This is a genomic window from Pseudomonas sp. 9.1(2019), from assembly GCF_009910445.1.
Lineage (GTDB): Bacteria > Pseudomonadota > Gammaproteobacteria > Pseudomonadales > Pseudomonadaceae > Aquipseudomonas > Aquipseudomonas paraversuta.
This window is the reverse complement of sequence record NZ_VBWF01000009.1, coordinates 42,716-65,885: the sequence shown is the minus strand read 5'-3', so window position 1 is coordinate 65,885 and position 23,170 is coordinate 42,716. Positions and strand designations below refer to the sequence as shown.

General features: G+C 59.2%; 17 protein-coding genes, 1 tRNA gene and 1 pseudogene. 16 read left to right on the top strand and 3 right to left on the bottom strand.

Annotated features, from left to right (window positions below; genetic code table 11):
* Positions 1-356 precede the first annotated feature (356 nt).
* The 9 genes and pseudogenes from uvrY (at position 357) to FEZ21_RS13505 (ending at position 12,338) form a co-directional block, all read left to right on the top strand.
* The gene (uvrY, locus tag FEZ21_RS13540; protein WP_003445030.1) at positions 357-995 is read left to right on the top strand and encodes a UvrY/SirA/GacA family response regulator transcription factor; all 639 of its coding nucleotides are present in this window, start codon (positions 357-359) and stop codon (positions 993-995) included.
* Between the two features lie 2 nt (positions 996-997).
* Positions 998-2,821: an excinuclease ABC subunit UvrC gene (gene uvrC, locus FEZ21_RS13535; protein WP_010657433.1), complete on the top strand. Its 1,824-nt coding sequence runs from the start codon at positions 998-1,000 to the stop codon at positions 2,819-2,821.
* Between the two features lie 225 nt (positions 2,822-3,046).
* Positions 3,047-3,604: a CDP-diacylglycerol--glycerol-3-phosphate 3-phosphatidyltransferase gene (gene pgsA / locus FEZ21_RS13530; protein ID WP_003445025.1), complete on the top strand. Its 558-nt coding sequence runs from the start codon at positions 3,047-3,049 to the stop codon at positions 3,602-3,604.
* Positions 3,605-3,669: 65 nt separating this feature from the next.
* A tRNA-Gly gene (locus tag FEZ21_RS13525) sits at positions 3,670-3,745 on the top strand.
* 895 nt (positions 3,746-4,640) lie between these two features.
* Positions 4,641-4,886 (top strand): annotated as a pseudogene (locus FEZ21_RS22865) (Ig-like domain-containing protein); the annotation flags it as partial.
* Between the two features lie 21 nt (positions 4,887-4,907).
* Positions 4,908-6,944, top strand: a complete 2,037-nt coding sequence (locus FEZ21_RS13520; RefSeq protein ID WP_160627445.1) for an Ig-like domain-containing protein — start codon at positions 4,908-4,910, stop codon at positions 6,942-6,944.
* A gap of 317 nt (positions 6,945-7,261) precedes the next feature.
* Positions 7,262-9,613 (top strand): type I secretion system permease/ATPase, encoded by a 2,352-nt coding sequence (locus FEZ21_RS13515; RefSeq protein WP_003446300.1) that lies wholly within the window; start codon positions 7,262-7,264, stop codon positions 9,611-9,613.
* A complete protein-coding gene (locus FEZ21_RS13510) occupies positions 9,610-10,854 on the top strand; it encodes an HlyD family type I secretion periplasmic adaptor subunit (RefSeq protein WP_160627443.1) in 1,245 nt (414 codons plus the stop codon). The genes FEZ21_RS13515 and FEZ21_RS13510 overlap by 4 nt, the downstream gene beginning before the upstream one ends.
* Positions 10,855-10,856: 2 nt before the next feature.
* Positions 10,857-12,338, top strand: coding sequence for a TolC family protein (locus FEZ21_RS13505; RefSeq protein WP_003446302.1), 1,482 nt, complete (start codon positions 10,857-10,859; stop codon positions 12,336-12,338).
* 50 nt (positions 12,339-12,388) lie between these two features.
* Here FEZ21_RS13505 and FEZ21_RS13500 read toward each other — a convergent pair whose 3' ends face one another.
* From FEZ21_RS13500 to FEZ21_RS13490, 3 genes are all read right to left on the bottom strand, one after another.
* Positions 12,389-13,726 carry an MFS transporter gene (locus FEZ21_RS13500; RefSeq protein WP_003446303.1) on the bottom strand — a complete coding sequence of 446 codons (1,338 nt, stop codon included), beginning with the start codon at positions 13,724-13,726 and terminating at the stop codon, positions 12,389-12,391.
* A gap of 232 nt (positions 13,727-13,958) precedes the next feature.
* Complete coding sequence (locus FEZ21_RS13495) at positions 13,959-14,600, bottom strand: 3-oxoacid CoA-transferase subunit B (RefSeq protein WP_003446304.1); 642 nt, start codon at positions 14,598-14,600, stop codon at positions 13,959-13,961.
* 8 nt (positions 14,601-14,608) lie between these two features.
* Positions 14,609-15,301 carry a 3-oxoacid CoA-transferase subunit A gene (locus FEZ21_RS13490; RefSeq protein WP_003446305.1) on the bottom strand — a complete coding sequence of 231 codons (693 nt, stop codon included), beginning with the start codon at positions 15,299-15,301 and terminating at the stop codon, positions 14,609-14,611.
* A 388-nt stretch (positions 15,302-15,689) separates the two neighbouring features.
* On the opposite strand from FEZ21_RS13490, the gene benA reads away from it, so the two are divergent.
* The 7 genes from benA (at position 15,690) to FEZ21_RS13455 (ending at position 23,041) form a co-directional block, all read left to right on the top strand.
* Positions 15,690-17,054 carry a benzoate 1,2-dioxygenase large subunit gene (benA, locus tag FEZ21_RS13485; protein WP_003446307.1) on the top strand — a complete coding sequence of 455 codons (1,365 nt, stop codon included), beginning with the start codon at positions 15,690-15,692 and terminating at the stop codon, positions 17,052-17,054.
* Complete coding sequence (gene benB, locus FEZ21_RS13480; RefSeq protein ID WP_127197055.1) at positions 17,051-17,539, top strand: benzoate 1,2-dioxygenase small subunit; 489 nt, start codon at positions 17,051-17,053, stop codon at positions 17,537-17,539. Before benA ends, benB begins: the two co-directional genes overlap by 4 nt.
* A gap of 62 nt (positions 17,540-17,601) precedes the next feature.
* Complete coding sequence (benC, locus tag FEZ21_RS13475) at positions 17,602-18,615, top strand: benzoate 1,2-dioxygenase electron transfer component BenC (protein WP_160627441.1); 1,014 nt, start codon at positions 17,602-17,604, stop codon at positions 18,613-18,615.
* Positions 18,616-18,649: 34 nt separating this feature from the next.
* Positions 18,650-19,408, top strand: a complete 759-nt coding sequence (locus FEZ21_RS13470; protein ID WP_127197054.1) for a 1,6-dihydroxycyclohexa-2,4-diene-1-carboxylate dehydrogenase — start codon at positions 18,650-18,652, stop codon at positions 19,406-19,408.
* A gap of 60 nt (positions 19,409-19,468) precedes the next feature.
* Positions 19,469-20,806, top strand: a complete 1,338-nt coding sequence (locus FEZ21_RS13465) for an MFS transporter (RefSeq protein WP_010657217.1) — start codon at positions 19,469-19,471, stop codon at positions 20,804-20,806.
* 22 nt (positions 20,807-20,828) lie between these two features.
* Positions 20,829-21,767, top strand: a complete 939-nt coding sequence (gene catA, locus FEZ21_RS13460) for a catechol 1,2-dioxygenase (RefSeq protein WP_160627439.1) — start codon at positions 20,829-20,831, stop codon at positions 21,765-21,767.
* Between the two features lie 74 nt (positions 21,768-21,841).
* A complete protein-coding gene (locus tag FEZ21_RS13455; RefSeq protein ID WP_010657219.1) occupies positions 21,842-23,041 on the top strand; it encodes a benzoate/H(+) symporter BenE family transporter in 1,200 nt (399 codons plus the stop codon).
* The last annotated feature ends 129 nt before the right edge of the window (positions 23,042-23,170 follow it).

Sequence of the window (23,170 nt, the reverse complement as noted above, 5' to 3'; positions counted from 1 at the left end):
CAGCGTTCGCGCACACAGATTCGGCCACGCGAGATTCGCCTGTGGTCTTACAAATGTCTGTGGGGGCGTGATGCAACATGTGCTGTCTCCGATAAGTGCTGGGAGCTTACTCGACTCCCCCGGACCTGTTCAATCAAAAAATACTATGGGCCCGAGCTGGCAAAACTATGGGCGCGCGCAGGGGGCAGGGAAGGGGTGGCAACCACAACCGGTCACGTTTGTGTCCTGCAAGGTCACGGATTTGCGCTTGCTTTGCAGTTTTGCCATGGATCATTGGCTCATGATAGGTAGGTTGGGTTAACAGTTTTTTGCTAAGGTGTCGGCAATCAACCAAGACCAATTTGCGAGGTGTCGACTTGATTCGGGTTCTAGTGGTCGATGACCATGATCTTGTGCGTACAGGCATCACCAGAATGCTGGCCGATATCGAGGGCCTGCAAGTGGTCGGTCAAGCCGAGTCCGGTGAGGAGTCGCTGATCAAGGCGCGTGAGCTAAAACCGGATGTGGTCTTGATGGATGTCAAAATGCCCGGTATTGGCGGCCTCGAAGCTACCCGCAAAATGATGCGCAGCCACCCTGACATCAAAGTGGTTGCAGTGACTGTGTGCGAAGAGGATCCGTTCCCGACGCGGCTGTTACAGGCTGGGGCTGCCGGGTACATGACCAAGGGTGCCGGTCTCGCAGAAATGGTCCAGGCCATTCGCCTGGTGTTCGCCGGCCAGCGCTATATCAGCCCGCAAGTGGCTCAGCAGCTGGCGCTCAAGTCGTTCCAGCCTGCCAGCGACTCGCCGTTCGATGCCTTGTCCGAGCGAGAAATCCAGATTGCCCTGATGATTGTCGGCTGCCAGAAGGTCCAGGTGATTTCCGACAAACTTTGCCTGTCCCCGAAAACGGTCAACACCTATCGCTATCGGATATTCGAGAAGCTGTCAGTCAAAAGTGATGTGGAACTGGCCTTGCTGGCTGTCCGGCATGGCATGGTAGACGCTGGTTGACGATGACTGACAAGTTCGATGCCAGTGCGTTTCTTTCGACCTGCAGCGGTCGGCCCGGCGTGTATCGCATGTTCGATGGCGATGCGCGACTGCTTTACGTGGGCAAAGCCAAGAACCTCAAAAAGCGCTTGGCCAGCTATTTCCGCAAAACCGGCCTGGCGCCCAAAACAGCGGCGCTGGTGGGGCGTATCGCGCAAATTGAAACCACCATTACGGCTAACGAAACCGAGGCGCTGCTACTTGAGCAGACCCTGATCAAAGAGTGGCGGCCGCCGTATAACATCCTGTTGCGCGACGACAAGTCCTATCCCTACGTATTTCTGTCGGACGGCCAGTACCCGCGCCTGAGCATTCATCGCGGCGCCAAAAAACTGAAGGGCAAGTATTTCGGACCTTACCCCAGCGCCGGGGCCATTCGTGAAAGCCTGAGCATCCTGCAAAAAACCTTTATGGTGCGCCAGTGCGAAGACAGCTACTTCAAAAACCGCACCCGTCCTTGCTTGCAGTATCAGATCAAGCGCTGCAAGGGGCCTTGCGTCGGGCTGGTTGACCCCCAGGTGTATGCCGAAGATGTGCGCCACTCAGTGATGTTCCTTGAAGGCCGCAGCAGTGCGCTGACCGACGAGTTGAACAGCGAGATGGAGCAGGCCGCCAGCACCCTGGACTTTGAACGCGCTGCCGAAGTGCGTGACCAGATATCGTTGCTGCGCCGGGTTCAGGATCAGCAAAGCATGGAGGGCGGCACCGGCGATGTGGATGTCATCGCCGCGTTCGTCAACCCGGGCGGTGCCTGTGTGCATTTAATCAATGTGCGCGGCGGGCGAGTGCTGGGCAGCAAGAACTTCTTCCCCCAGGTCGGTATCGAGGAGGACGTTGCCGAAGTCATGGCCGCCTTCCTCGGGCAGTACTACATCAGCAGCCCTGAGCGCGATCTGCCGAGCGAATTGATCGTTAACGTCGAGCATGAAAGTTTCGACGCAATCATCGATGCCATCGAGGCCCTGCGTGGACGGGAACTGGCCATCAGTTACCGTGTGCGCGGCACCCGTGCCCGCTGGCAGCAATTGGCGGTGACCAATGCCGAGCAGGCTCTGGGGGCCCGCCTGGCCAACCGTCTGCATGTGGCGGCGCGCTTTGAAGCCCTGGCTCAAGTGCTCAAACTCGATGAGATCCCGCAACGGCTGGAGTGCTATGACATCAGTCACTCCAGTGGCGAAGCAACGGTTGCGTCCTGCGTGGTATTTGGCCCTGAAGGTCCGATCAAGTCCGACTACCGGCGTTTCAACATCGAGGGTGTCACCCCTGGCGATGACTATGGCGCCATGCATCAGGCACTGATGCGCCGTTTTAGCCGGCTAAAAGAGGGCGAGGGCAAGCTGCCGGACATTCTGCTGGTGGATGGCGGCAAGGGGCAGTTGTCGATGGCCCGGGATGTGCTCAATGAACTGGCAATCCCGGACCTGGTGTTGCTCGGTGTGGCCAAGGGCACCACCCGCAAGGCAGGCTTCGAAACCCTCTACCTGAACGACGCGGCCCATGAGTTCACGCTCAAAGGTGATTCGCCGGCCTTGCATCTGATCCAGCAGATCCGCGACGAAGCTCACCGCTTTGCCATTACCGGGCATCGTGCCCGGCGTGGCAAAACCCGGCGCACCTCAACCCTGGAAGGCATCGCCGGGGTAGGGCCGACCCGCCGTCGCGACTTGCTGAAGCATTTTGGCGGGCTGCAGGAGCTGACCCGTGCCAGCATCGAAGAAATCGCCAAGGCGCCGGGGATCAGCAAAAAACTCGCAGAGCTGATTTATGCGAATCTGCACAGCGAATAAATAACCCTTGGCCCCCGGGTTCTCTTCACAAGACCTCAAACCTGCCCTTGTCGCTTAAACTGGCTGCTCAGCAGGGCAGCCGATTCTGGTATGGTTGGGGTCTGTCACATTATCCGACTTGTGTGGGAACTCCGTTAGACATGCACCGGGAATGCTCCTAGAATTTGTCTCTCAGACCGCAACACCGAGTAGACTGCCCCCCTCACCTCGTAGCCAGTTGTGCCGATGAATATCCCTAATTTGATCACCGTACTACGCGTTCTGCTGATTCCTTTCTTTATTCTGTTGTTCTATCTCCCCTATAGCTGGAGCTATGTGGCCTCCAGTTCAGTCTTCGCATTTGCGGCGGCGACGGACTGGCTCGACGGATACCTGGCCCGGCGGCTGGAGCAAAGCACCCCGTTTGGCGCTTTCCTGGACCCGGTTGCCGACAAGCTGATGGTCGCAGTAGCCCTGGTTTTGCTGGTGCAGGAACATCACAACGTGTGGCTGACCCTGCCTGCCGCAGTGATCATTGGCCGTGAAATCGTAATCTCTGCGCTCCGTGAATGGATGGCAGAGCTGGGCGCGCGGGCACAAGTTGCCGTGTCCAACATGGGCAAGTGGAAGACCGCGGCACAAATGCTGGCGTTGATCATCCTGCTGGCCAATCCGTCCGATTTCAGCTTCTGGGTAGTGGTGGGTTATGCACTGCTGCTGGTCGCTGCGGGGCTTACCCTGTGGTCGATGGTGCAGTATTTGCGGGCTGCCTGGCCGCATTTGAAGACCACCTCGACCAAATAAATAAAACTTTTTGAATCAAGGGCTTGACGCATTTTTTGATTCATATAGAATGCCGGCACCAAGACGCGGGAATAGCTCAGTTGGTAGAGCACGACCTTGCCAAGGTCGGGGTCGCGAGTTCGAGTCTCGTTTCCCGCTCCAAACATTGCACTGCAGATTTTTACCGATCTGCAAGTGATTGAAACAAGGACCTTCGGGTCCTTTTTTCGTTGCGGCGAAAACCACTGAAATCCAGCACTGTCCGGTGTGTCCTGTATTCGGTCCGGGAGGATGGCGCACAGGGAAAGGCAGATTGTTGGCGGAGCAATTCAGCCAGCAAAAATAGCCGTTGGCCCCTGACTCTGATCAAGCCTTCGCGCGGGCATTATCAGAAATCTTTATTGAGTGTGTCCGTATCGCGGGTATTGAAGCCATGCCGGCAAACTAGCCTCATACAAGCGCGCTTTGATGGTCCAAGATATTAATCTTTGTAAACTCTCTAGGCAACAGGGTTGTATCGTTCGTTATATGTCCGGGCTTTAATACGTTGACAGGGCCCTAACGGTTGTTCGGCAGGTGTCCGGCTTTATTGTGCGCATGACAGTATTCTGCTTTTCTCTGTAATGAACTTGATGGTTTGTTAAATCTGTATTTGTGCCTTCGAACAGTCTGTTGGTTATTGCGTTTAAAATATGGGTGCCAAATTCGGCAGGGTTTACGGCCTGCATTGATTATCTGTTTTATGTCTAATTAGTCGTCCACGGATCGTATTGATAATACAGGGGATTTTGAGAAGTCCGGTGCTGTATGCAGGCGCTATAGTAGAGCTGTGGGTGATTGACGAGTTTTTAAGAGTGCTCTGATTGTTATAAGTTGTTGTCTGTGGTTTTCGGCCCGCTAGCAACTTGGGGTTACATAAATCAACGCTGCTTGAGTGTTTTTAACGTTGGGCAGTGCTTTAGACTTTTCGGCGTTAATTTTAACGCTGCCTTATTAACTGATATTGGCCGTAATAATTAATACGCAATGTTTTTTAAGATGATAAGGGTCTAGATAGATGGCAACTCCGAATACGCCTGCTTTTATTACGCAAATAGTTGATCAGTGCATTGACTACACTGGCGATATTTTTGATCGTGGAATCACAGTCGACCCAACTCCCCAGTTGAGCGGCAGGGCGCCTGCCAACAGCCCTGTATATATATATGACGGTGGGAAACTGATCGGTAGTGCAAAGGCGGACGGGAGTGGGAACTGGAGTTTCACCCCTGATCGCGAACTTGGCACCGGCTTACATGCTCTCACCGTTATGGCTCACGGCAAAATGAGCGAGCCGCTAATTATCACTGTTGAGGCAAGCGGTGCCTCCACTGGTCGTCCAGTCATTACCAGTGTTGTCGACAATCAAGGTGACTCGGGTCAGGTGGAGCATGGCGCGACCATCAGCGATAAATCGCCCACCCTGTCCGGCACTGCAGCCCCTAACGCCTATGTCGAGATTTTTTCCAGCGGTCGGTCCGTTGGCGTTGTCCAGGCCAATGCCGAAGGCCACTGGAGCATCACCCCGACGTTGTCAGAAGGGCTGAATATCCTTAGCGTCAAGTCGCAGGGGCAATACAGCGAAATTTTCACACTTAATATTGAGACAGCGACCACGGTCAAACCGACCATCGAGAACGTCTACGACAATCTGGGTGAGTCAGGTCTGGTGGGCGAGGGCGCCATCACCGACGACAACACCCCGACGGTCTCGGGCAATGCGCGGCCGGGTGCAATTGTTCAGCTGTATGCCAACGGTCGCGAAGTCGGTCGCACCCAGGCCGACAGCAACGGCAACTGGAGCATCACTACTTCCGCACTGGAAAACGGCCAGCAAGTGCTGAAAGTAGCCTCCGAAGGCCAGTTCAGCGACGGTTTCACCATCAATGTCGAGGCTTTCATAACCCCTCCACTGAGCATTCAGAGCGTCTACGACAATCAGGGTTCGTCAGGCCTGGTGGGCGAGGGCGCCATCACCGATGACAACACTCCGACGGTCTCGGGTAATGCGCGGCCGGGTGCAATTGTTCAGCTGTATGCCAATGGTCGCGAAGTCGGTCGCACCCAGGCCGACAGCAACGGCAACTGGAGCATCACCACTTCCGCWCTGGAMAACGGCCAGCAGGTGCTGAAAGTAGCCTCCGAAGGCCAGTTCAGCGACGGTTTCACCATCAATGTCGAGGCTTTCATAACCCCTCCACTGAGCATTCAGAGCGTCTACGACAATCAGGGTACGTCAGGCCTGGTGGGCGAGGGCGCCATCACCGACGACAACACCCCGACGGTCTCGGGCAATGCGCGGCCGGGTGCAATTGTTCAGCTGTATGCCAATGGTCGCGAAGTCGGTCGCACCCAGGCCGACAGCAACGGCAACTGGAGCATCACCACTTCCGCACTGGAAAACGGCCAGCAGGTGCTGAAAGTAGCCTCCGAAGGCCAGTTCAGCGACGGTTTCACCATCAATGTCGAGGCTTTCACAACCCCTCCACTGAGCATTCAGAGCGTCTACGACAATCAGGGTTCGTCAGGCCTGGTGGGCGAGGGCGCCATCACCGATGACAACACTCCGACGGTCTCGGGTAATGCGCGGCCGGGTGCAATTGTTCAGCTGTATGCCAATGGTCGCGAAGTCGGTCGCACCCAGGCCGACAGCAACGGCAACTGGAGCATCACCACTTCCGCTCTGGAAAACGGCCAGCAGGTGCTGAAAGTAGCCTCCGAGGGCCAGTTCAGCGACAGCTACATAATTGATGTTCAGGTGCCGGCCGAAGTGGGTGAGCCGATCCGGCCTGCCATCGAATATGTATATGACGATTTCGGCAGTGATGTCGGGCAACGCTACAGTGGCGATACGATTGACGATCGTTCGCCCGTGCTGGCCGGTACAGCAGGCCCGCACGCAATCGTTCAGATCTACTCCAATGGCCAACTGATCCATACCCTGCAGGCCAACGATACAGGGTACTGGGGTTTCACAGCCTGGCTGCCATATGGGGAGCATACGCTCACGGCGGTGGTCGGCGGTGTCAGCAGTGAGCCGTTCGACCTCACTATCGTTGACCCGTTGCAAGAGCCCGTAGCGGACGAATACAGCCACGCGCTGTCACTCGACAATGTATTGGCCGATAGCCACCTCGATGTGTTTGGCGAAACCGTTGCGCCTGTGGCTGAGCTGGATCCCGTGCAGACCCTGAGGCTGATGGACGCCTTTCTTTCCGAAGCCGGGCATGCGCCGTCTGGCAACGTCGCGGGCTTCACTTGCATGGCTTTTACACCGGAGCTGTTACTACCTGTTGAGGAGTTGCTGCAACCGCCGCTGTGATGGTTCTCGCCTGAAAACATGCTGCAGGTCGGCCGGTCTTTGAACACCGACTCAGTTGTATAAGCGGGAATTCCGCGATGCCGGTAGCCGGTATCGCGGTTTTTTTGCCTTGCGTTTCTCCAGGCTCGACTGCCAACCGTCCAGGCTGCTCAGCGGCAGGGTTCAGCGTTTGTTTAACCGCAGTCAGCATGTCTTCAAAGCTTATCGAACTCTATTCCCAATGGACCCAAGGTCCCCGCAAGCGATCGCCCTACTGCTGCGGGTGATCGTCCAATACCAATTTCGCCGTATGGCGAACCCTCTTCAGGAAGCATGTGATGGCCACAGACATGCCTGTCAATTCAAGCATGGAGGCTCGGGCGGTGCCTGAGCCTTCGACCACTATCGAGGATTCGCTCTTGCAGAGCGTGTCATGGATTTGTGACCACTATGGTTTGGGCAAGTCGCCCCAGGCTCTCACCGCCGGCTTGCCCAAGGGCAGCTTGCTCTCGCCATCGCTGGCCTTGGCAGCGCTGGCCAATGCCGGTTTCACGGCTGGTCTGGTGGACCGGCGCCTGTATGCCCTGCCAAAGCAGTTGATGCCAATGATCCTGCTGCGCAAGGAGCAGGGTGCCTGCATTTTGCTGGATCGACGGATTGATACCGATAGCGAAAAAAAATCCCGTTACCGCTACCAGCTGGTCTTGCCGGAGCTGGGCAATGAGCCTGTCGAACTCGGCCAGGCAGAGATGGACGCGATGTATGCCGGTCATGCCGTTCTGGTCAAGCCAACCGCCAGGATCGATACCCGCGCCGGCGATCAAACGCCTCGGCCTGCCGGCCACTGGCTGTTCAACACCCTGTGGCGCTATCGCCGCTACTACCGCAGTGCAGCCATCGGCGCGGTACTGGTGAACGTGCTGGCGCTGGCCAGCATCTTTTTCACCATGAACGTCTATGACCGGGTGGTGCCCAACCAGGCTTTTATCACCTTGTGGTCGCTGGGCATCGGTGTGGCGATCGCGATGATCTTTGAGGCCATTGCACGCTATGTGCGGGCCTACCTGCTGGATGTCGCTGGTAAAAAGGCGGATCTGGTGCTGGGCAGCATGTTGTTTCGCCAAGCGTTGTCGGTGCAGATGGAGCATAAACCGGCGTCATCCGGCTCGTTTGCCAACCAGTTGCGTGAATTTGAGTCGGTGCGTGATTTTGCAACCTCGGCAACCCTGGCAACTATTTCTGATTTGCCATTCGTGTTGCTGTTCGTAGCGGTGATTTTCGCCATCGGGGGCCCATTGGGCTGGATTCCGGTGATGCTGATTCCATTGATTCTGATCATCAGCATTGCCATTCAATGGCCGCTCGCACGCACCATGAAAGAAAACCTGCGGGAGTCGTCGCTCAAGCAAGGCGTGCTGATCGAGTCGGTAGAAGGTCTGGAAACCCTGAAAGCCGTGGGCGGTGAAGCCTACATGCAGCGGCGCTGGGAGCACTTCAGTGCACTGGCGGCCAATACCTCGCTTAAATCGCGCCAGATGAACAACTCGGCCACTGGCATGGTCGCGTTTTTCCAGCAGTTTCAAACCGTGGTGCTGATCATCACCGGGGTTTACCTGATTGATGCCGGTGACCTGAGTATGGGGGCGTTGATTGCTACCGTGATGCTGGCTGGTCGCGCGACTGCACCGCTGGGTCAGGTAGTAGGGCTGGCCATACGTTTTCAGCAGGCCAAGGCGGCCATGCAGTCGCTTAATCGATTGATGGACATGCCCGTGGATCGCGCCCCCGGGACCGAGTACCTGGCCAAGCCGCACCTCACTGGCCAGTTGACTCTCAAAGGTGTTGGTTTCTCTTATCCGGCGCCGCCGATGCAACCTAACCCGCCGATACTCCAAGGCATCAACCTGAAGATCCGGGCCGGTGAGCGTGTGGCAATTCTGGGCCGCATCGGCAGCGGTAAATCGACGCTGTTGCGGATCATGGCGCGCCTTTATCAACCGGTCAGCGGGCAAATGTTCAGTGATGGTCTGGACGTCAGCCAGATCGACCCGGCCGACTGGCGCCAAGCGGTAGGCTACGTGGGGCAAGACGCCCGATTGTTCTATGGCACCTTGCGTGAAAACGTGATGATCGGCCGTCCCCAGGCCAGCGCTGAAGAGTTTCTTCGAGTGTTGCGCCTGACCGGCCTGGACCATGTTGCATCCAGGCATCCCAGCGGTATCAACCTGCCGATCGGCGAGATGGGCGAAGGCCTTTCCGGCGGGCAGCGCCAGCTGGTTTCGCTGGCACGCAGCCTGATTTCCCGTCCGCAATTGCTGTTGCTGGATGAGCCCACCAGCGCGATGGATTCCCAGACTGAAGTGCTGTTCCTCGAGCACCTCAAGCGGGCCACCGAAGGTCAGTCCATGGTGGTCGTTACTCACCGGCCATCACTGTTGGCCCTGGTCACACGCATCATCGTGGTCGACGACTGCAAGATTGTCGCCGACGGTCCCAAAGACAAAGTCCTAGCGACCTTGTCGGGCAACGCCCAAGGACTGTCCGCAGTCGGCGGCGAGGCCCCGGGCAGCGCCGCCAGAGTCAAGGTCGGCCCGCCACGGCCATTCACCGCGCCAGGCCCTGAAGCGGCCGGTAATCCAGGCCAGGTAACAGCGGTTGGCGAGCCCGCTCGCAAGGACACGTCGCAATGATCAGCAAAATTTTCCGCCGCTACAAGGGTGAGGCCGCGCTCGCGCCCGGCGATGCGGCGTTCATGAATGACGTCCAGGAATCGTTACTGGCCCAGACCACGCCTGGTTCCAAACTGGTGCTGTACCTGATCCTGGGTGTACTGGTCAGCGGGCTTGTCTGGGCCAGTTATGCGCGGGTTGAAGAAATCACCCAGACAGAGGCGAGAATTATTTCCATGAGTCGTGAACAGGTGATCCAGAGCCTGGAAGGCGGGATCCTGGCACACATGTATGTTCGCGAAGGCGCGGTGGTCGAGAAGGGTGAAGTGCTGCTCAAAATTGACCCGACCCGTGCCCGGTCGAGTTATCGCGAGGCCTTGTCCAAAGTCATCGGCTTGCGGGCCAGCATCACCCGTTTGCGCGCTGAAGCGTATCAGACACCTTTGGATTTCGATGACACGGTCAAGCAGGACCCAAGCGTCGTGGCCCAGGAAACCCAGGCGTTCAATGCGCGCCAGCGAGCGTTGAATGAAAGCGTGTCAGCGCTGGAGCGCAGCCATACCTTGACTATGCGTGAGATCCGCTTGGCAGAACCGCTGGCGGCCAAAGGCTTGATGTCGGAGGTTGAATTATTGCGCATGCAGCGTCAGGCCAATGACATCAAATCGCAAATCGTCGAGCGCACCAACAAGTTCCGTGCCGATGCCAATTCGGAGCTCAGCAGAATGGAGATGGAACTGGGCCAGACCCATGAAAACCTCATCGGCAGAGCGGACATCGTTGATCGCACCACTGTGATTGCGCCGGTACGCGGAACGGTGAAAAACGTGCGGGTCAATACCATCGGCGGGGTTATCCAGCCAGGCGAAAATATCCTCGAGATCGTTCCGCTGGAGGAGCAGTTGCTGGTCGAGGGCAAGATTCGTCCCGGCGACGTGGCGTTCCTGCATCCAGGTTTGCCGGCCACGGTAAAAGTCACGGCTTACGATTACGCCATTTATGGCGGCCTGAAGGGCGTTGTCCAGTACATCAGCCCGGACACACTCAAGGACGATCAAAAAGTCGCTGCGGGACGCGCCGACGACACCTATTACCGGGTGCTGGTACTGACCGACAGCAGCACACTTGAAGCCGGTGGCAGAAGCCTGCCGATCATTCCGGGGATGCTGGCGTCGGTGGAAATCCGTACGGGTGAAAAAACCATCCTCGACTATTTGCTCAAGCCCGTCTTAAAGGCTCGCGAAGCGTTCCGGGAGCGCTAATCATGATGTTAAATCTTGCCCGTTCGGGGCATGTTGCGCCGGGCCACCTGGAGAGTAAGTGGCCCATTTGCGTGAGCTGGTTATTCACCCTCTGCCTGGCGGCCTGTTTGAATTCGGCGCCCCTGCAAGCCGAAGAGCAACCGCCAATATCTCAAGCGGTAGCCAGCCAGCCCGTCAGGGTCCAAACGCTTGCAGGCGTGTCCGCCGTTGCGCTGGCAGGGTTGCCGGAACGTGTTGCTGTGCGTACGCCCGGTGCAGTGCCGGGGCCGTCAGAACATGAATTGCGGGATATGTTCTGGCGCGCCGTACAGTCGGCGGTCGAGCTCAGCCCGCTGGTCCGTCGTGCCCAAGCCGAACACCAGGCCGCAGTGGACGATATCGATGAAGCCAAAGGCCAGCGCTGGCCGCAGCTGGGTATTGCCATGCAGTCAAAAACCGCCGGGCTCGGCCCGGGGAAAGACAATATCAGCACCGGCTCGGCGGGGATCAATTTCAATCTCAGCACGCCAGTGTATGACTGGGGCCGTATCGGCAAGACCATCGCCAGCCGCCAGCATCTGGCGCAGGCCGCTAATGCGAGCATTGAGGCGCAGCTGGAAAACACGGCATTCGAAGTGCTGGCTACGATGGTTGAATTGGGTAAACAGCGCATCATCATCGATCTTGGCCAGCAGTACGAAAATCGCATGAGTGATCTGGTACAGATGCTCGCCGGGATCGTTGCGGTCGACAAAGGTCGCTCCAGCGAACTGACTCAGGCCAGGGCGCGTCTGCTCCAGGCGCAGTCGGCACGCGATAATGCGCAAACCCAGGCCTCGGGCGCCGAGATACAGTTGCGCAAACTGATCGGTGAACGACCGATCATGATCCCTCGCACCCGCCAATGGAACATCCGCCTGGCCAGCCTGGACGGGTTGTTGCAGCACCTGGATGATCATCCCGATATCCAGCGGGCTCAATCCAGCGCCCGGGCGGCTCAATTGCAGGCGCAAGTCGTACGTTCATCCTCGTTGCCACAACTGAACTGGGTGATCAGCAAGACCACTGCCGAAGATGGCATTGGCCGCAGCCAGCCACTGCAAACGTCGCTGGCGGTAAGTTGGGCGGCGTTCCGGGGCGGCTCGACACGGGCCGCCGAGCGCGCAGCATTGCATCGTGCCGAGGCCGGTCGCCAGGAAGCCGAGCAGCAGCGCCTGGATCTTGAGTACTACATCCGCAACGCCAGTCACGATGCCCGAACCCTGTTCGAACGCGCCGAGCTGTACCGGGACTTGACGGCTGAAACCGACCAGATACGCCAGGCGTTTTACCAACAGTGGTACCACTTGGGTAAACGTACGCTTCTGGATGTACTGAGTGCCGAGAGCGATCACTTCAGTAATCAGGTCAGCGAGATCAGCAGTCGTTTCGACGGCTATCAGGCCATTTTTCGGCAGTACGCCAGTGCTGGCTCCTTGCTGCAATGGTTGCGCGGTGGGCGCTGAACCGCATCAGGCCGCCGAAACCGGTCATGAGGTCCAGGCAGATGCAAGTCTCAATGGGCCGCCAGCGGCTGGCAGCCGGCGGCTTCGGGCCGGGGGCGAATGATCAGCAGGGCGACCGTGGCAATCACCAACGGTACCACCAGCGCGCTGTAATAGCCTGCGGGGCCGCCGTGTTCGAGAAACCAGCCGCCGCTCGCAGAACCGATGATGGCTCCCACACGCCCCAGCGCAATGGCCCAGCCGGTGGCAGTTGCGCGCAATGCGGTGGGATACGCCTGGGCAACCATGTAGTTCAATACGATTTGCTGACCGCCAATACCCAGGCCTGCGCAACCGGCGAGGGTGAATACCAGTGCCCAGTGGTTGCCACTGTTAGCCAGGCCCAGGCACAGGGCAATGCCAAATCCGAACAGGATCAGCAGCAACAGTCGGGTATTGATTTTCGGCAGGATGATCGAGAGCGGGATCGCGCAAACCACAAACACCGTATTGACCGCCACCGTGCCCATGGGCGCCTGCTCTGCCGGCAGGCCGGTGGCTTTGAGCACGGTAGGCAGCCAGGACAGAAGCATGAACCATGCAATCCAGTTGAACAGGTACACCGTCCATATCCCGAGAGTGTTGCGGGCCAGCCCTGTGCGGAACAAAGAGCTCACCCCGGTTTTAACCTCCAGTTCCGGAACACTGTAGGTACTGTCCGGGTCAATCCGGGTTTTTGTGATGCCTGTGAGGATTTTTCCGATCTGGTTGCGGCTGACAACGCTTTGGCGCCTGGTTAAAAAATACAAGGATTCGGGGAGGGCGAAGATCAGTACCGCCAGCAGTAACAGCGGCACGATGCCACCCACTGCAAAGATGCCTTGCCAGCCAATGGACGGCAGCATCCAGGCGGCCAGCAAGCCGCCCAGAATGGCCCCGGCAGGCAACCCCAGCAATACCGTAGTCATGATCGTGCCACGCTGTCTGGCGCTGCCGTACTCGGCTGCCAGCGATAGCACCACGGGGGTCGCGCCGCCCATGCCGATGCCTGCAATAAAGCGCAAGACCAGGATCTGTTCCGTCGTTCGGGCAAAGGCGGTCGCCAGGGATGCAATGGCAAACAGTGCGACTGCAGTGATGATGATCGGCCGGCGCCCGAGCTTGTCGGCCATTAACCCCAGAGCCATTGCCCCGAGCACCATGCCGACAATCCCGGCGGTCAGGATCGGTGCCAGCGCACCAGCCCCCAGCCCGAACGCCTGAATGATTGAAGGGCCGGTGAAGGCAATCGCCTGGGTATCGAAACCGTCGAGAATCGCCACGAAAAAACACAGGGCAAAAACCCGCCATTGAAAGGCGCTGATGGGTCTGCTGTCGATCAATTCGGGAATGGAATAGTGCGTGCTCATGGCGGCTCCGGCAGTTCCAGGATTTTTATAGTTATGGGCAGGCACAGCCTGCCGGGGCAGAGGCTAAATGCCGCTGCCGTGGGCGTCTAATATCATTTGGGTGGCGTGCAATACCTCAAAGGTATGGCTGGCGCAGGGGCGGTTAAGACCGGCCATGCAGACCGGTGCTCTGATCCGCTGGCGGTGAGGGGCAGTGAGGCCGCAGGCGACCCCATGCAGTTGGACTGGGGTGTTATTGAAGCAACGGCACGCCGCTGAGTTCCTGCAAGGCTTCGAAGCTGATATCCGCCAGAATTTCACGTACCAGCAGGCCTTGGGCGGTGACGTCCAGAATCGCCAGATCGGTATAGATCCGGCTGACGCAGCCGATGCCCGTCAGCGGGTAGGTACACTGCGGCACCAGTTTGCTTTCGCCGGTCTTGGTCAGGTGATCCATCATTACGAATACCTGGCGCGCGCCGGTGGCCAGGTCCATCGCGCCGCCCACCGCAGGGATCGAACCCTCGGCGCCCGTGTGCCAGTTGGCCAGATCGCCTTTGACCGAGACCTGGAAAGCACCCAGTACGGCAATGTCGATGTGGCCGCCGCGCATCATCGAAAACGAATCGGCGTGATGGAAATAGGCGCCACCGGCGAGCAATGTCACATGCTGCTTGCCGGCGTTGATCAGGTCATCATCTTCTTCCCCCGGGGCCGGGCTCGGGCCCATGCCCAGCACGCCGTTCTCGCTGTGCAGGAACACTTCCTTGTCACCCAGGTAGTTCGCCACCAGGGTCGGTACGCCGATGCCCAGGTTTACATAAGCACCCTCGAGAATATCCTCGGCCACGCGCTGGGCCATTTCATTGCGCGAAAGTTTTTTCATGACGGTCATGGTGGGCCTCAGTTGACGTTGGCGATCGGGGAGCGGGCGGATGGCACCTGGACCACACGCTGGACAAAGATCCCCGGGGTGATGATGTGCTCGGGGTCCAGTTCACCCAGCTCGACGATCCGGTTGACCTGGGCGATGGCCGTGGTCGCCGCCATGGCCATGATCGGTCCGAAGTTACGCGCGGCTTTGCGGTAGGTCAGGTTGCCCCAGCGGTCGCCCTGTTCGGCCTTGATCAGCGCGACATCGGCGTGCAGTGGCATTTCCAGCACATAGTTGCGGCCCTCGATGACCCGGGTTTCCTTGCCTTCGGCCAACAACGTGCCGTACCCGGTCGGGGAATAGAACGCACCGATTCCGGAGCCGGCCGCACGGATGCGTTCGGCCAGGTTGCCCTGGGGTACCACCTCCAGCTGCACTTTCCCGGCCCGGTACAGCTCGTCAAACACATAGGAGTCGGACTGGCGCGGGAACGAGCAAATCACCTTGGCGACCCGTCCGGCCTTGAGCAGTGCGGCCAGGCCGATTTCACCGTTGCCGGCGTTGTTACTGATGATGGTCAGGTCGCGAGCGCCCGAGGCAATGACCCCGTCCACCAGTTCCGACGGCATGCCGGCAGTGCCGAAGCCACCCACCATGATGATCGAGCCATCGGCAATTCCATCCAGTGCGGCAGCGATGGATTCGAAGGTTTTGTTGATCAAGGCGTGCTCCTGTTTTTGGTTTGAGTGAACAGATCAATCTGCATGGCCGACCACTGGGGCACGGTCCGACAGAGCATGTGCCTAGGGTGCCAAACATTCAGCCCGAGAGGGCGGTGCTGCATGCGATGTCGTGCGATTAACGAACGCTAGGTGACATTTTGCCCGCCCCGCAGCGCCATTTCGAAGCGCGGGATCTGTTGTTAAGTACTTATAAATCAAGGGCTTGGAGCATCCTGGCAACGCTGCGCCGGGCCCTGCGAGGCAAGACGCCGATGGCCGGCGTGCCACTTTGCACAAAGCGGATAGCGGTCTGCAGGTAACGGATATTGCCCGGCGCGCAGGTCGTGGACACTGCCAATACCCCATAACAACAACGGAGGCTCAGGCCATGTCCATAGGCGTCGAGTATCTCAATTCCTTGCTTGAAGAAAACCGTGATGAAGGCCGCTTCCGCTGCAAGCGTGAGATGTTCACCGACCCTCGCTTGTTCGACCTTGAAATGAAGCACATTTTTGAAGGCAACTGGCTGTACCTGGCCCATGAAAGCCAGATCCCGCAGAACAACGACTACATCACCCTGCAGATGGGTCGTCAGCCGGTCTTTATCGCGCGCAACAAAGACGGGGTGCTCAATGCCTTCCTCAATGCCTGCAGCCACCGCGGGGCGATGCTGTGCCGGCACAAGCGCGGCAACAAGTCGTCCTATACCTGCCCGTTCCACGGCTGGACGTTCAACAACTCCGGCAAGCTGCTCAAGGTCAAGGACCCGGGCAACGCAGGCTATCCCGCCAGCTTCAACTGCGAGGGCTCCCACGACCTGACCAAAGTCGCCCGCTTTGAGTCATACCGGGGTTTTCTGTTCGGCAGCCTGAATGCCGATGTGGTACCCCTGGCCGAACACCTGGGGGAGTCGGCAAAGATCATCGACATGATCGTCGATCAGTCCCCCGATGGCCTGGAAGTCCTGCGCGGCTCCTCCAGCTACATCTACGAAGGCAACTGGAAACTGACCGCCGAAAACGGTGCCGACGGTTACCACGTCAGTTCGGTGCACTGGAACTATGCCGCCACCCAGAACCAGCGCAAAGAGCGCCAGAGCGGTGATGCCAACCCCACCATGAGTGCCGGTGGCTGGGCCAAAAGTGGTGGCGGCTTCTACTCGTTCGACAAGGGCCACATGCTGCTCTGGACGCGCTGGGCGAACCCCGAGGACCGGCCGTTGTATGAGCGCCGTGATCAGTTGGTCAGTGATTTCGGACAGGCCCGCGCCGACTGGATGATCGGCAACTCGCGCAATCTGTGCCTGTACCCCAATGTCTATCTGATGGACCAGTTCAGCTCGCAGATCCGCATTGCCCGGCCGATTTCGGTCAACCAGACCGAGATCACCATCTACTGCATTGCCCCGGTGGGCGAGAGTGCAGAAGCCCGAGCCCTGCGCATTCGTCAGTACGAAGACTTCTTCAACGTCAGCGGTATGGCCACCCCCGATGATCTGGAGGAATTCCGTTCCTGCCAGATCGGTTACCAAGGCAGTGCCACCGCCTGGAACGATATGTCCCGTGGCGCCGAACACTGGGTCGAAGGGCCGGACGAGGCGGCGCTGGAAATTGATTTGCAGCCGTTGCTCAGCGGCGTGCGCACCGAAGACGAAGGGTTGTTTGTGGAACAGCACAAGTACTGGCAAGACACCATGTTGCAGGCCGTGGCCGCTGAACAGGCAGGCAAGATCCCTGCGCGGGAGGTCCAATGAGCCTGTCATACGACACCGTACGCGATTTCCTGTATCGCGAAGCCCGGCATCTGGACGATAAACAGTGGGACCAGTGGCTGGAACTCTACGCCGCCGATGCGACGTTCTGGATGCCGTCCTGGGATGACGATGACGCGCTGACCGAGGACCCGCAAAGCGAAATATCGCTGATCTGGTACGGCAGCAGGGAAGGTCTGGAAGACCGCATTTTCCGGATCAAGACCGAGCGTTCCAGTGCCAGCATCCCGGACACCCGCACCTCCCATAACTTGAGCAATATCGAGATTGTCGAGCGCAGCGCGGACCAGTGCGTGGTGCGTTTCAACTGGCACACCCTGAGCTTTCGCTACAAGACCGTCGACAGTTATTTCGGCACCAGCTTCTACACCCTCGACACCCGCGGTGAACAGCCGCTGATCAAGGCCAAGAAAGTGGTGCTGAAAAACGACTATGTGCGCCAGGTCATCGATATCTACCACCTGTAAACCGGGCTGCATTCCAGCGCCCGCCAAGCGTGCGGGGGGAGTGCAGTCATGCGAGGTATGCCATGAGCCACAAGATTGCCCTGAATTTCGAAGACGGCGTGACCCGTTTTATCGACGCGAGCGCCAGCGAAACCGTGGCTGACGCAGCGTACCGCCAGGGGATAAACATTCCCCTGGACTGCCGTGACGGTGCCTGCGGTACCTGCAAATGCTTCGCCGAATCCGGTGAATATGACCTGGGTGAGGAATACATCGACGATGCCCTGACCGCCGCCGAGGCCGCTGAAGGTTTTGTCCTGACCTGCCAGATGCGCGCCAGGGGTGACTGCGTGGTGCACATCCCGACGTCATCGGATGTATGCAAAACCCGCCAGTCCTCCTATGAAGGCGCCATCCAGGAAGTGCGACGCCTGTCAGACAGCACCCTGTCGTTGTCGATTCAGGGGGCCGGGCTGGCTGACCTGACATTCTTGCCGGGTCAGTACGTAAACCTGCAGGTGCCGGGCAGTGATCAGACCCGTGCCTACTCTTTCAGCTCGGTGCAGAAAGACGGGCGTGTCAGCTTCCTGATTCGCAATGTCCCCGGCGGCCTGATGAGCCATTTTCTCACCGAGCTGGCCAGGGTCGGCGACCACATGAGCCTGGCCGGCCCCCTGGGCAGCTTTTACCTGCGCCCGATCAAGCGGCCCTTGCTGTTGCTGGCCGGCGGTACCGGTCTGGCGCCGTTTACGGCCATGCTCGAGACCATCGCGCAAAAGGGCAGTGAGCATCCACTGCACCTGATCTATGGCGTGACCAACGATTTCGATCTGGTGGAAATCGACCGCTTGCAAGCCCTGGCAGCGAGCATTCCCAACTTCACCTTCAGTGCCTGCGTGGCCAACCCGCAGAGCGCATGGCCGCAAAAGGGCTATGTCACCCAGCACATTGCCCCGGAGCATCTGAATGGCGGTGATGTGGATATTTATCTGTGCGGACCGCCGCCGATGGTTGAAGCCGTGAGCCAGTACATCCGCGAGCAGGGCATTTCCCCCGCCAACTTCTACTACGAAAAATTCGCCGCCAGCGCTGCTTGAACACGCGGCTACGACAACGGGTCTGGAGATCATCATGAGCATGAGATTCAAGGATAAAGTCGCGCTGGTCACCGGCGCGGCGCAAGGCATAGGCCGCGCGGTGGTGGAACGCTTGCTGCTGGAAGGGGCCAGGGTGGTTGCGGTTGACCGCAGCGAGCTGGTGCATGAACTGGCACCCCAAGCCCTGACGCTGACCGCAGACCTGGAGCGCTATGAAGATTGCCAGCAGGTGATGGCCAGGGCCGTCGAGCACTTCGGCAGGCTGGATATTCTGGTCAATAACGTAGGCGGCACTATCTGGGCCAAACCCTTCGAATATTATCTGCACGCGGAGATCGAGGCGGAGGTGCGGCGCTCGCTGTTTCCGACCCTTTGGTGCTGTCACAGCGCGCTGCCGCATATGCTGGAACAAGGCAGCGGTGTGATCGTCAATGTGTCCTCGATCGCCACCCGCGGGGTCAACCGTGTGCCCTATGGCGCAGCCAAGGGCGGGGTGAATGCACTGACCGCCTGCCTGGCCTTTGAAACCGCCGGGCGCGGTGTGCGGGTCAATGCCACCGCCCCCGGTGGCACAGATGCACCGCCGCGCCGGATTCCGCGCAACAGTGCTGCCGCCACCGAGCAAGAGCAACAGTGGTACTCGCAGATCGTCGAGCAGACCAAGGACAGCAGCTTGATGAAACGCTACGGTTCGATCGACGAACAGGTGGGGGCCATCCTGTTCCTGGCGTCCGATGACGCGTCCTATATCACCGGCGTTACCTTGCCCGTAGGCGGTGGCGACCTGGGCTGAGCCCGATACACAGCGGTACCCGAAACACAGGCGCCCAATAACAACAAGAGAATAAAAGCCATGGGAACTCTGGATGTTCATGCAATTGTCGACAATGCCCGGTTTGGCCGATTCCACTGGATGGTCATGTTGTGGTGCGCTCTGCTGCTGATTTTTGATGGTTATGACCTGTTCATCTACGGCGTGGTACTGCCGGTGATCATGCAGGAGTGGGGGCTGACGCCACTGCAGGCCGGGGCGCTGGGCAGTTATGCCTTGTTCGGCATGATGTTCGGCGCACTTGTGTTCGGCAGTCTGGCGGATCGCATCGGGCGCAAAAAAGGCATCGCGATCTGCTTTGTCCTGTTCAGTGTCGCGACCATCATCAATGGCTTTGCCAGTACGCCCACCGAGTTTGCAGTCTGGCGCTTTATAGCCGGCCTTGGCTGCGGTGGCTTGATGCCGAATGTGGTTGCGCTGATGAATGAATATGCACCCAAACGCATGCGCAGCACCCTGGTGGCCGTGATGTTCAGCGGCTACTCCCTGGGCGGCCTGATTTGTGCCGGCGCCGGAATTTACATGTTGCCCGCCTTCGGCTGGCAGTCGATGTTTCTGCTGGCGACGTTACCGTTGTTGTTGCTGCCGCTGATTCTTTATTACATGCCCGAATCCATTGGTTTTCTGGTGCGCCAAGGGCGTGATGAACAAGCCCGGGCACTGTTGCAGCGCCTGCAGCCAGGCCTTGTGATTGCAGCGGGTGACCGGCTGCTGGTTGATGACCGCAAGCAGGCAGCGGCGTCGGTGCTGGAGCTGTTTCGCGAAGGCCGGGCGGTGCGGACAGTGGCGATCTGGGTGGCATTTTTCTGTTGTCTGCTGATGGTCTATGCGCTCAGTTCCTGGCTGCCGAAGTTGATGGCCAGCGCCGGTTACAGCCTGGGCTCGAGCCTGTCGTTTCTGGTGGCACTGAACCTGGGGGGCATGCTGGGTGCCATCAGTGGCGGCTGGCTTGGTGATCGGCTGAACCTGACGAAAGTCATGGTCGTCTACTTCCTGATCGCCGCTGCGGCCATCAGTCTGCTGGGCTTCAACAGCCCGACGCCGCTGCTGTACCTGCTGATCGGTGTGGCGGGCGCTACCACCATCGGCACGCAAATCCTGTTGTACGCCGGTGCCGCCCAGCTCTATGGCCTGTCCATCCGCTCCACTGGCCTGGGCTGGGCCTCGGGCATCGGCCGTAACGGTGCGATTGTCGGGCCGGTGCTGGGCGGGCTGTTAATGGGCCTGGGCCTGCCGCTGCACCTGAACTTTGTCGCCTTTGCCATCCCCGGCGTGGTGGCTGCGCTGGCCATGGCGGTCTTTGCTGTCAGCGCCAGACGGCGCACGTGTGCCCCTGCGTTGCCGGCCCGGGCAATATAAATCAATAAAAGAGGTAGTCAGAATGACCGTGAAAATTTCCCAGACCCCTGAGCTCCAGGCCTTTTTCAAGGAGGTCAGCGGTACGGGCAACGACCAGGGCAGCCCGCGGGCCAAACAGTTGCTGCTGCGCCTGGTGAACGAGGTGGCGCGGATCGTCGAAGACCTGGAAGTGACGGATGACGAGTTCTGGGCGGCGGTGGATTATCTCAATCGCCTGGGTGCCCGTAGCGAGGCCGGGCTGCTGGTCGCCGGTCTTGGTGTCGAGCATTTTCTCGATCTATTGCAAGACGCCAAAGACGCCAGTGCCGGATACGTCGGCGGAACCCCGCGCACCATCGAAGGACCGCTGTACGTGGCCGGGGCGCCGATCAGTCAGGGCGAGGCGAGGCTCGACGATGGCAGCGAAGATGGGGTGGCGACGGTACTGTTTCTCGAGGGTGTGGTGCGCGATACCGACGGTAATCCTGTCCCGGGGGCGATTGTCGATCTCTGGCATGCCAACACCCGGGGTACCTATTCGTACTTCGACTCCAGCCAGTCGGAGTACAACCTGCGCCGACGCATCGTCACCGATGCCCAGGGCCGCTATCGCGCGCGCTCCATTGTGCCGTCCGGCTACGGCTGCAACCCGGCCGGCCCGACCCAGGAGTGTCTGGACCTGCTCGGACGCCACGGCCAGCGCCCGGCGCATATCCACTACTTCATCTCGGCTGCGGGCTACCGGCACCTGACCACCCAGATCAATCTGTCAGGGGACAAGTACCTGTGGGATGACTTTGCTTTCGCCACCCGCGACGGCCTGGTCGGCCAGGTGGTGTTTGTCGACGACCAGGCAGCTGCCCGCAACCGGGGAGTGGATGGCCGTCATGCAGAGCTTGAGTTCGACTTCCAGTTGCAGCCGGCCGCCAGTCCGTGCGGCGAGCAGCGCAGCCAGCGTCCGCGGGTGTTGCAGGACAGCTGAGACCACGCCGAATGCTTATCCCGGGCCGGGTGAGGGTGCGCCGGCACTCAAATCCCGGCGACCATGAGGTACCTATGCCAACTCTGTTTCGCGACCTGTCATTGTCGGCAGTGATTGCCGGGTTTATCGCAACATTGATTTCCTACGCGGGCCCGCTGGTTATCATTTTCCATGCTGCTGAGCAGGCGCATCTGTCAGCCGTTGAGTTGTCGTCGTGGGTCTGGGCGATTTCCATCGGCTCGGCAGTGCTCGGCGCTTTCCTGTCCCTCAAGTACAAAGTTCCGGTGGTGGTGGCCTGGTCGATTCCAGGCTCGGCGCTGCTGGTGACGGCGTTGCCCCAGATCGGCCTGAATCAGGCCGTGGGTGCCTACCTGGTGGCGAACCTGTTGCTGTGGGTAATAGGTTACAGCGCTGTGTTCGATAAATTGCTGGCCCATCTGCCGGGGTCGATTGCTGCCGGGATGCAGGCCGGCATTCTGTTCAGCTTCGGTATTCAAACCTTTCGCTCGGCACCTGAGGCGCCGCTGTTGATCGGCGCGATGTTTCTGACCTATATCGGTTTTCGCAAGCTGTGGCCCCGCTATGCAGTGGCGGCTGTGCTGGTGGTGGGGGCGGGCATTGCCCTGATCAGTGGCGAGTTTCGGGGCGAGGCCCTGGTGTTCGCGTGGGCGACGCCGCAATGGATAGTGCCCGAGTTCAGCCTGTCTGCCACTTTGAGTCTGGCGTTACCCATGCTGCTGGTGGCCCTGACCGGGCAGTTCATGCCCGGTATAGCCGTCCTGCGCGGCGCCGGCTATACCACGCCGGCAAGCCCGTTGATCACTGCCAGTGCCCTGGTCGGTGCATTACTGGCCCCTTTCGGCTGTCACGGGCTCAACCTTGCCGCAGTGACTGCCAGCCTGTGCACCGGGCGCGAAGCCCATGAGAATCCCCGCAAGCGCTACGTCGCAGCGCTGTCGGGCAGTTTGTTGTACCTGTTGCTGGGCATGGCAGGGGCAACAGTGGTGTCGGTATTCGCAGCCTTTCCCCAGGCGTTGATCGCGGGCCTGGCCGGCCTGGCGTTGTATGGCGCGATCAATGATGCTCTGGTACGCAGCGTGTCAGATGCCAAGGACCGTGATGCCGGCCTGTTCACCTTTCTGGTGACCGCATCGGGGGTTTCTTTTCTGGGTTTGTCAGCCCCTTTCTGGGGCTTGCTGCTGGGGTTGACGGTGCATGTGGTGATGCTCAAACGGCGGCCGGTCAGTGTGTGCGCAACATCCACCGAGGGTTAGCCTGGGTGCTTGTACAGCCCGGCAGGCTGTTCGAATACCTTTGAGGTATCGTGCCGAACCTTATTTGTATTGGTATTAAGACGGATCCTGGCCGAGAATCCCGAGGCCTGCTTGTAACTGTCACATTTG

Bases quoted from the DNA above. Each gene is read 5' to 3' on its own strand.
- FEZ21_RS13470 (WP_127197054.1), top strand. From the start codon at position 18,650: ATGAGCATGAGATTCAAGGATAAAGTCGCGCTGGTCACCGGCGCGGCG.
- benC (WP_160627441.1), top strand. From the start codon at position 17,602: ATGAGCCACAAGATTGCCCTGAATTTCGAAGACGGCGTGACCCGTTTT.
- catA (WP_160627439.1), top strand. From the start codon at position 20,829: ATGACCGTGAAAATTTCCCAGACCCCTGAGCTCCAGGCCTTTTTCAAG.
- benB (WP_127197055.1), top strand. From the start codon at position 17,051: ATGAGCCTGTCATACGACACCGTACGCGATTTCCTGTATCGCGAAGCC.
- FEZ21_RS13505 (WP_003446302.1), top strand. From the start codon at position 10,857: ATGATGTTAAATCTTGCCCGTTCGGGGCATGTTGCGCCGGGCCACCTG.
- benA (WP_003446307.1), top strand. From the start codon at position 15,690: ATGTCCATAGGCGTCGAGTATCTCAATTCCTTGCTTGAAGAAAACCGT.
- pgsA (WP_003445025.1), top strand. From the start codon at position 3,047: ATGAATATCCCTAATTTGATCACCGTACTACGCGTTCTGCTGATTCCT.
- FEZ21_RS13465 (WP_010657217.1), top strand. From the start codon at position 19,469: ATGGGAACTCTGGATGTTCATGCAATTGTCGACAATGCCCGGTTTGGC.
- FEZ21_RS13510 (WP_160627443.1), top strand. From the start codon at position 9,610: ATGATCAGCAAAATTTTCCGCCGCTACAAGGGTGAGGCCGCGCTCGCG.
- FEZ21_RS13515 (WP_003446300.1), top strand. From the start codon at position 7,262: ATGGCCACAGACATGCCTGTCAATTCAAGCATGGAGGCTCGGGCGGTG.
- FEZ21_RS13455 (WP_010657219.1), top strand. From the start codon at position 21,842: ATGCCAACTCTGTTTCGCGACCTGTCATTGTCGGCAGTGATTGCCGGG.
- uvrC (WP_010657433.1), top strand. From the start codon at position 998: ATGACTGACAAGTTCGATGCCAGTGCGTTTCTTTCGACCTGCAGCGGT.
- FEZ21_RS13495 (WP_003446304.1), bottom strand. From the start codon at position 14,600: ATGACCGTCATGAAAAAACTTTCGCGCAATGAAATGGCCCAGCGCGTG.
- FEZ21_RS13500 (WP_003446303.1), bottom strand. From the start codon at position 13,726: ATGAGCACGCACTATTCCATTCCCGAATTGATCGACAGCAGACCCATC.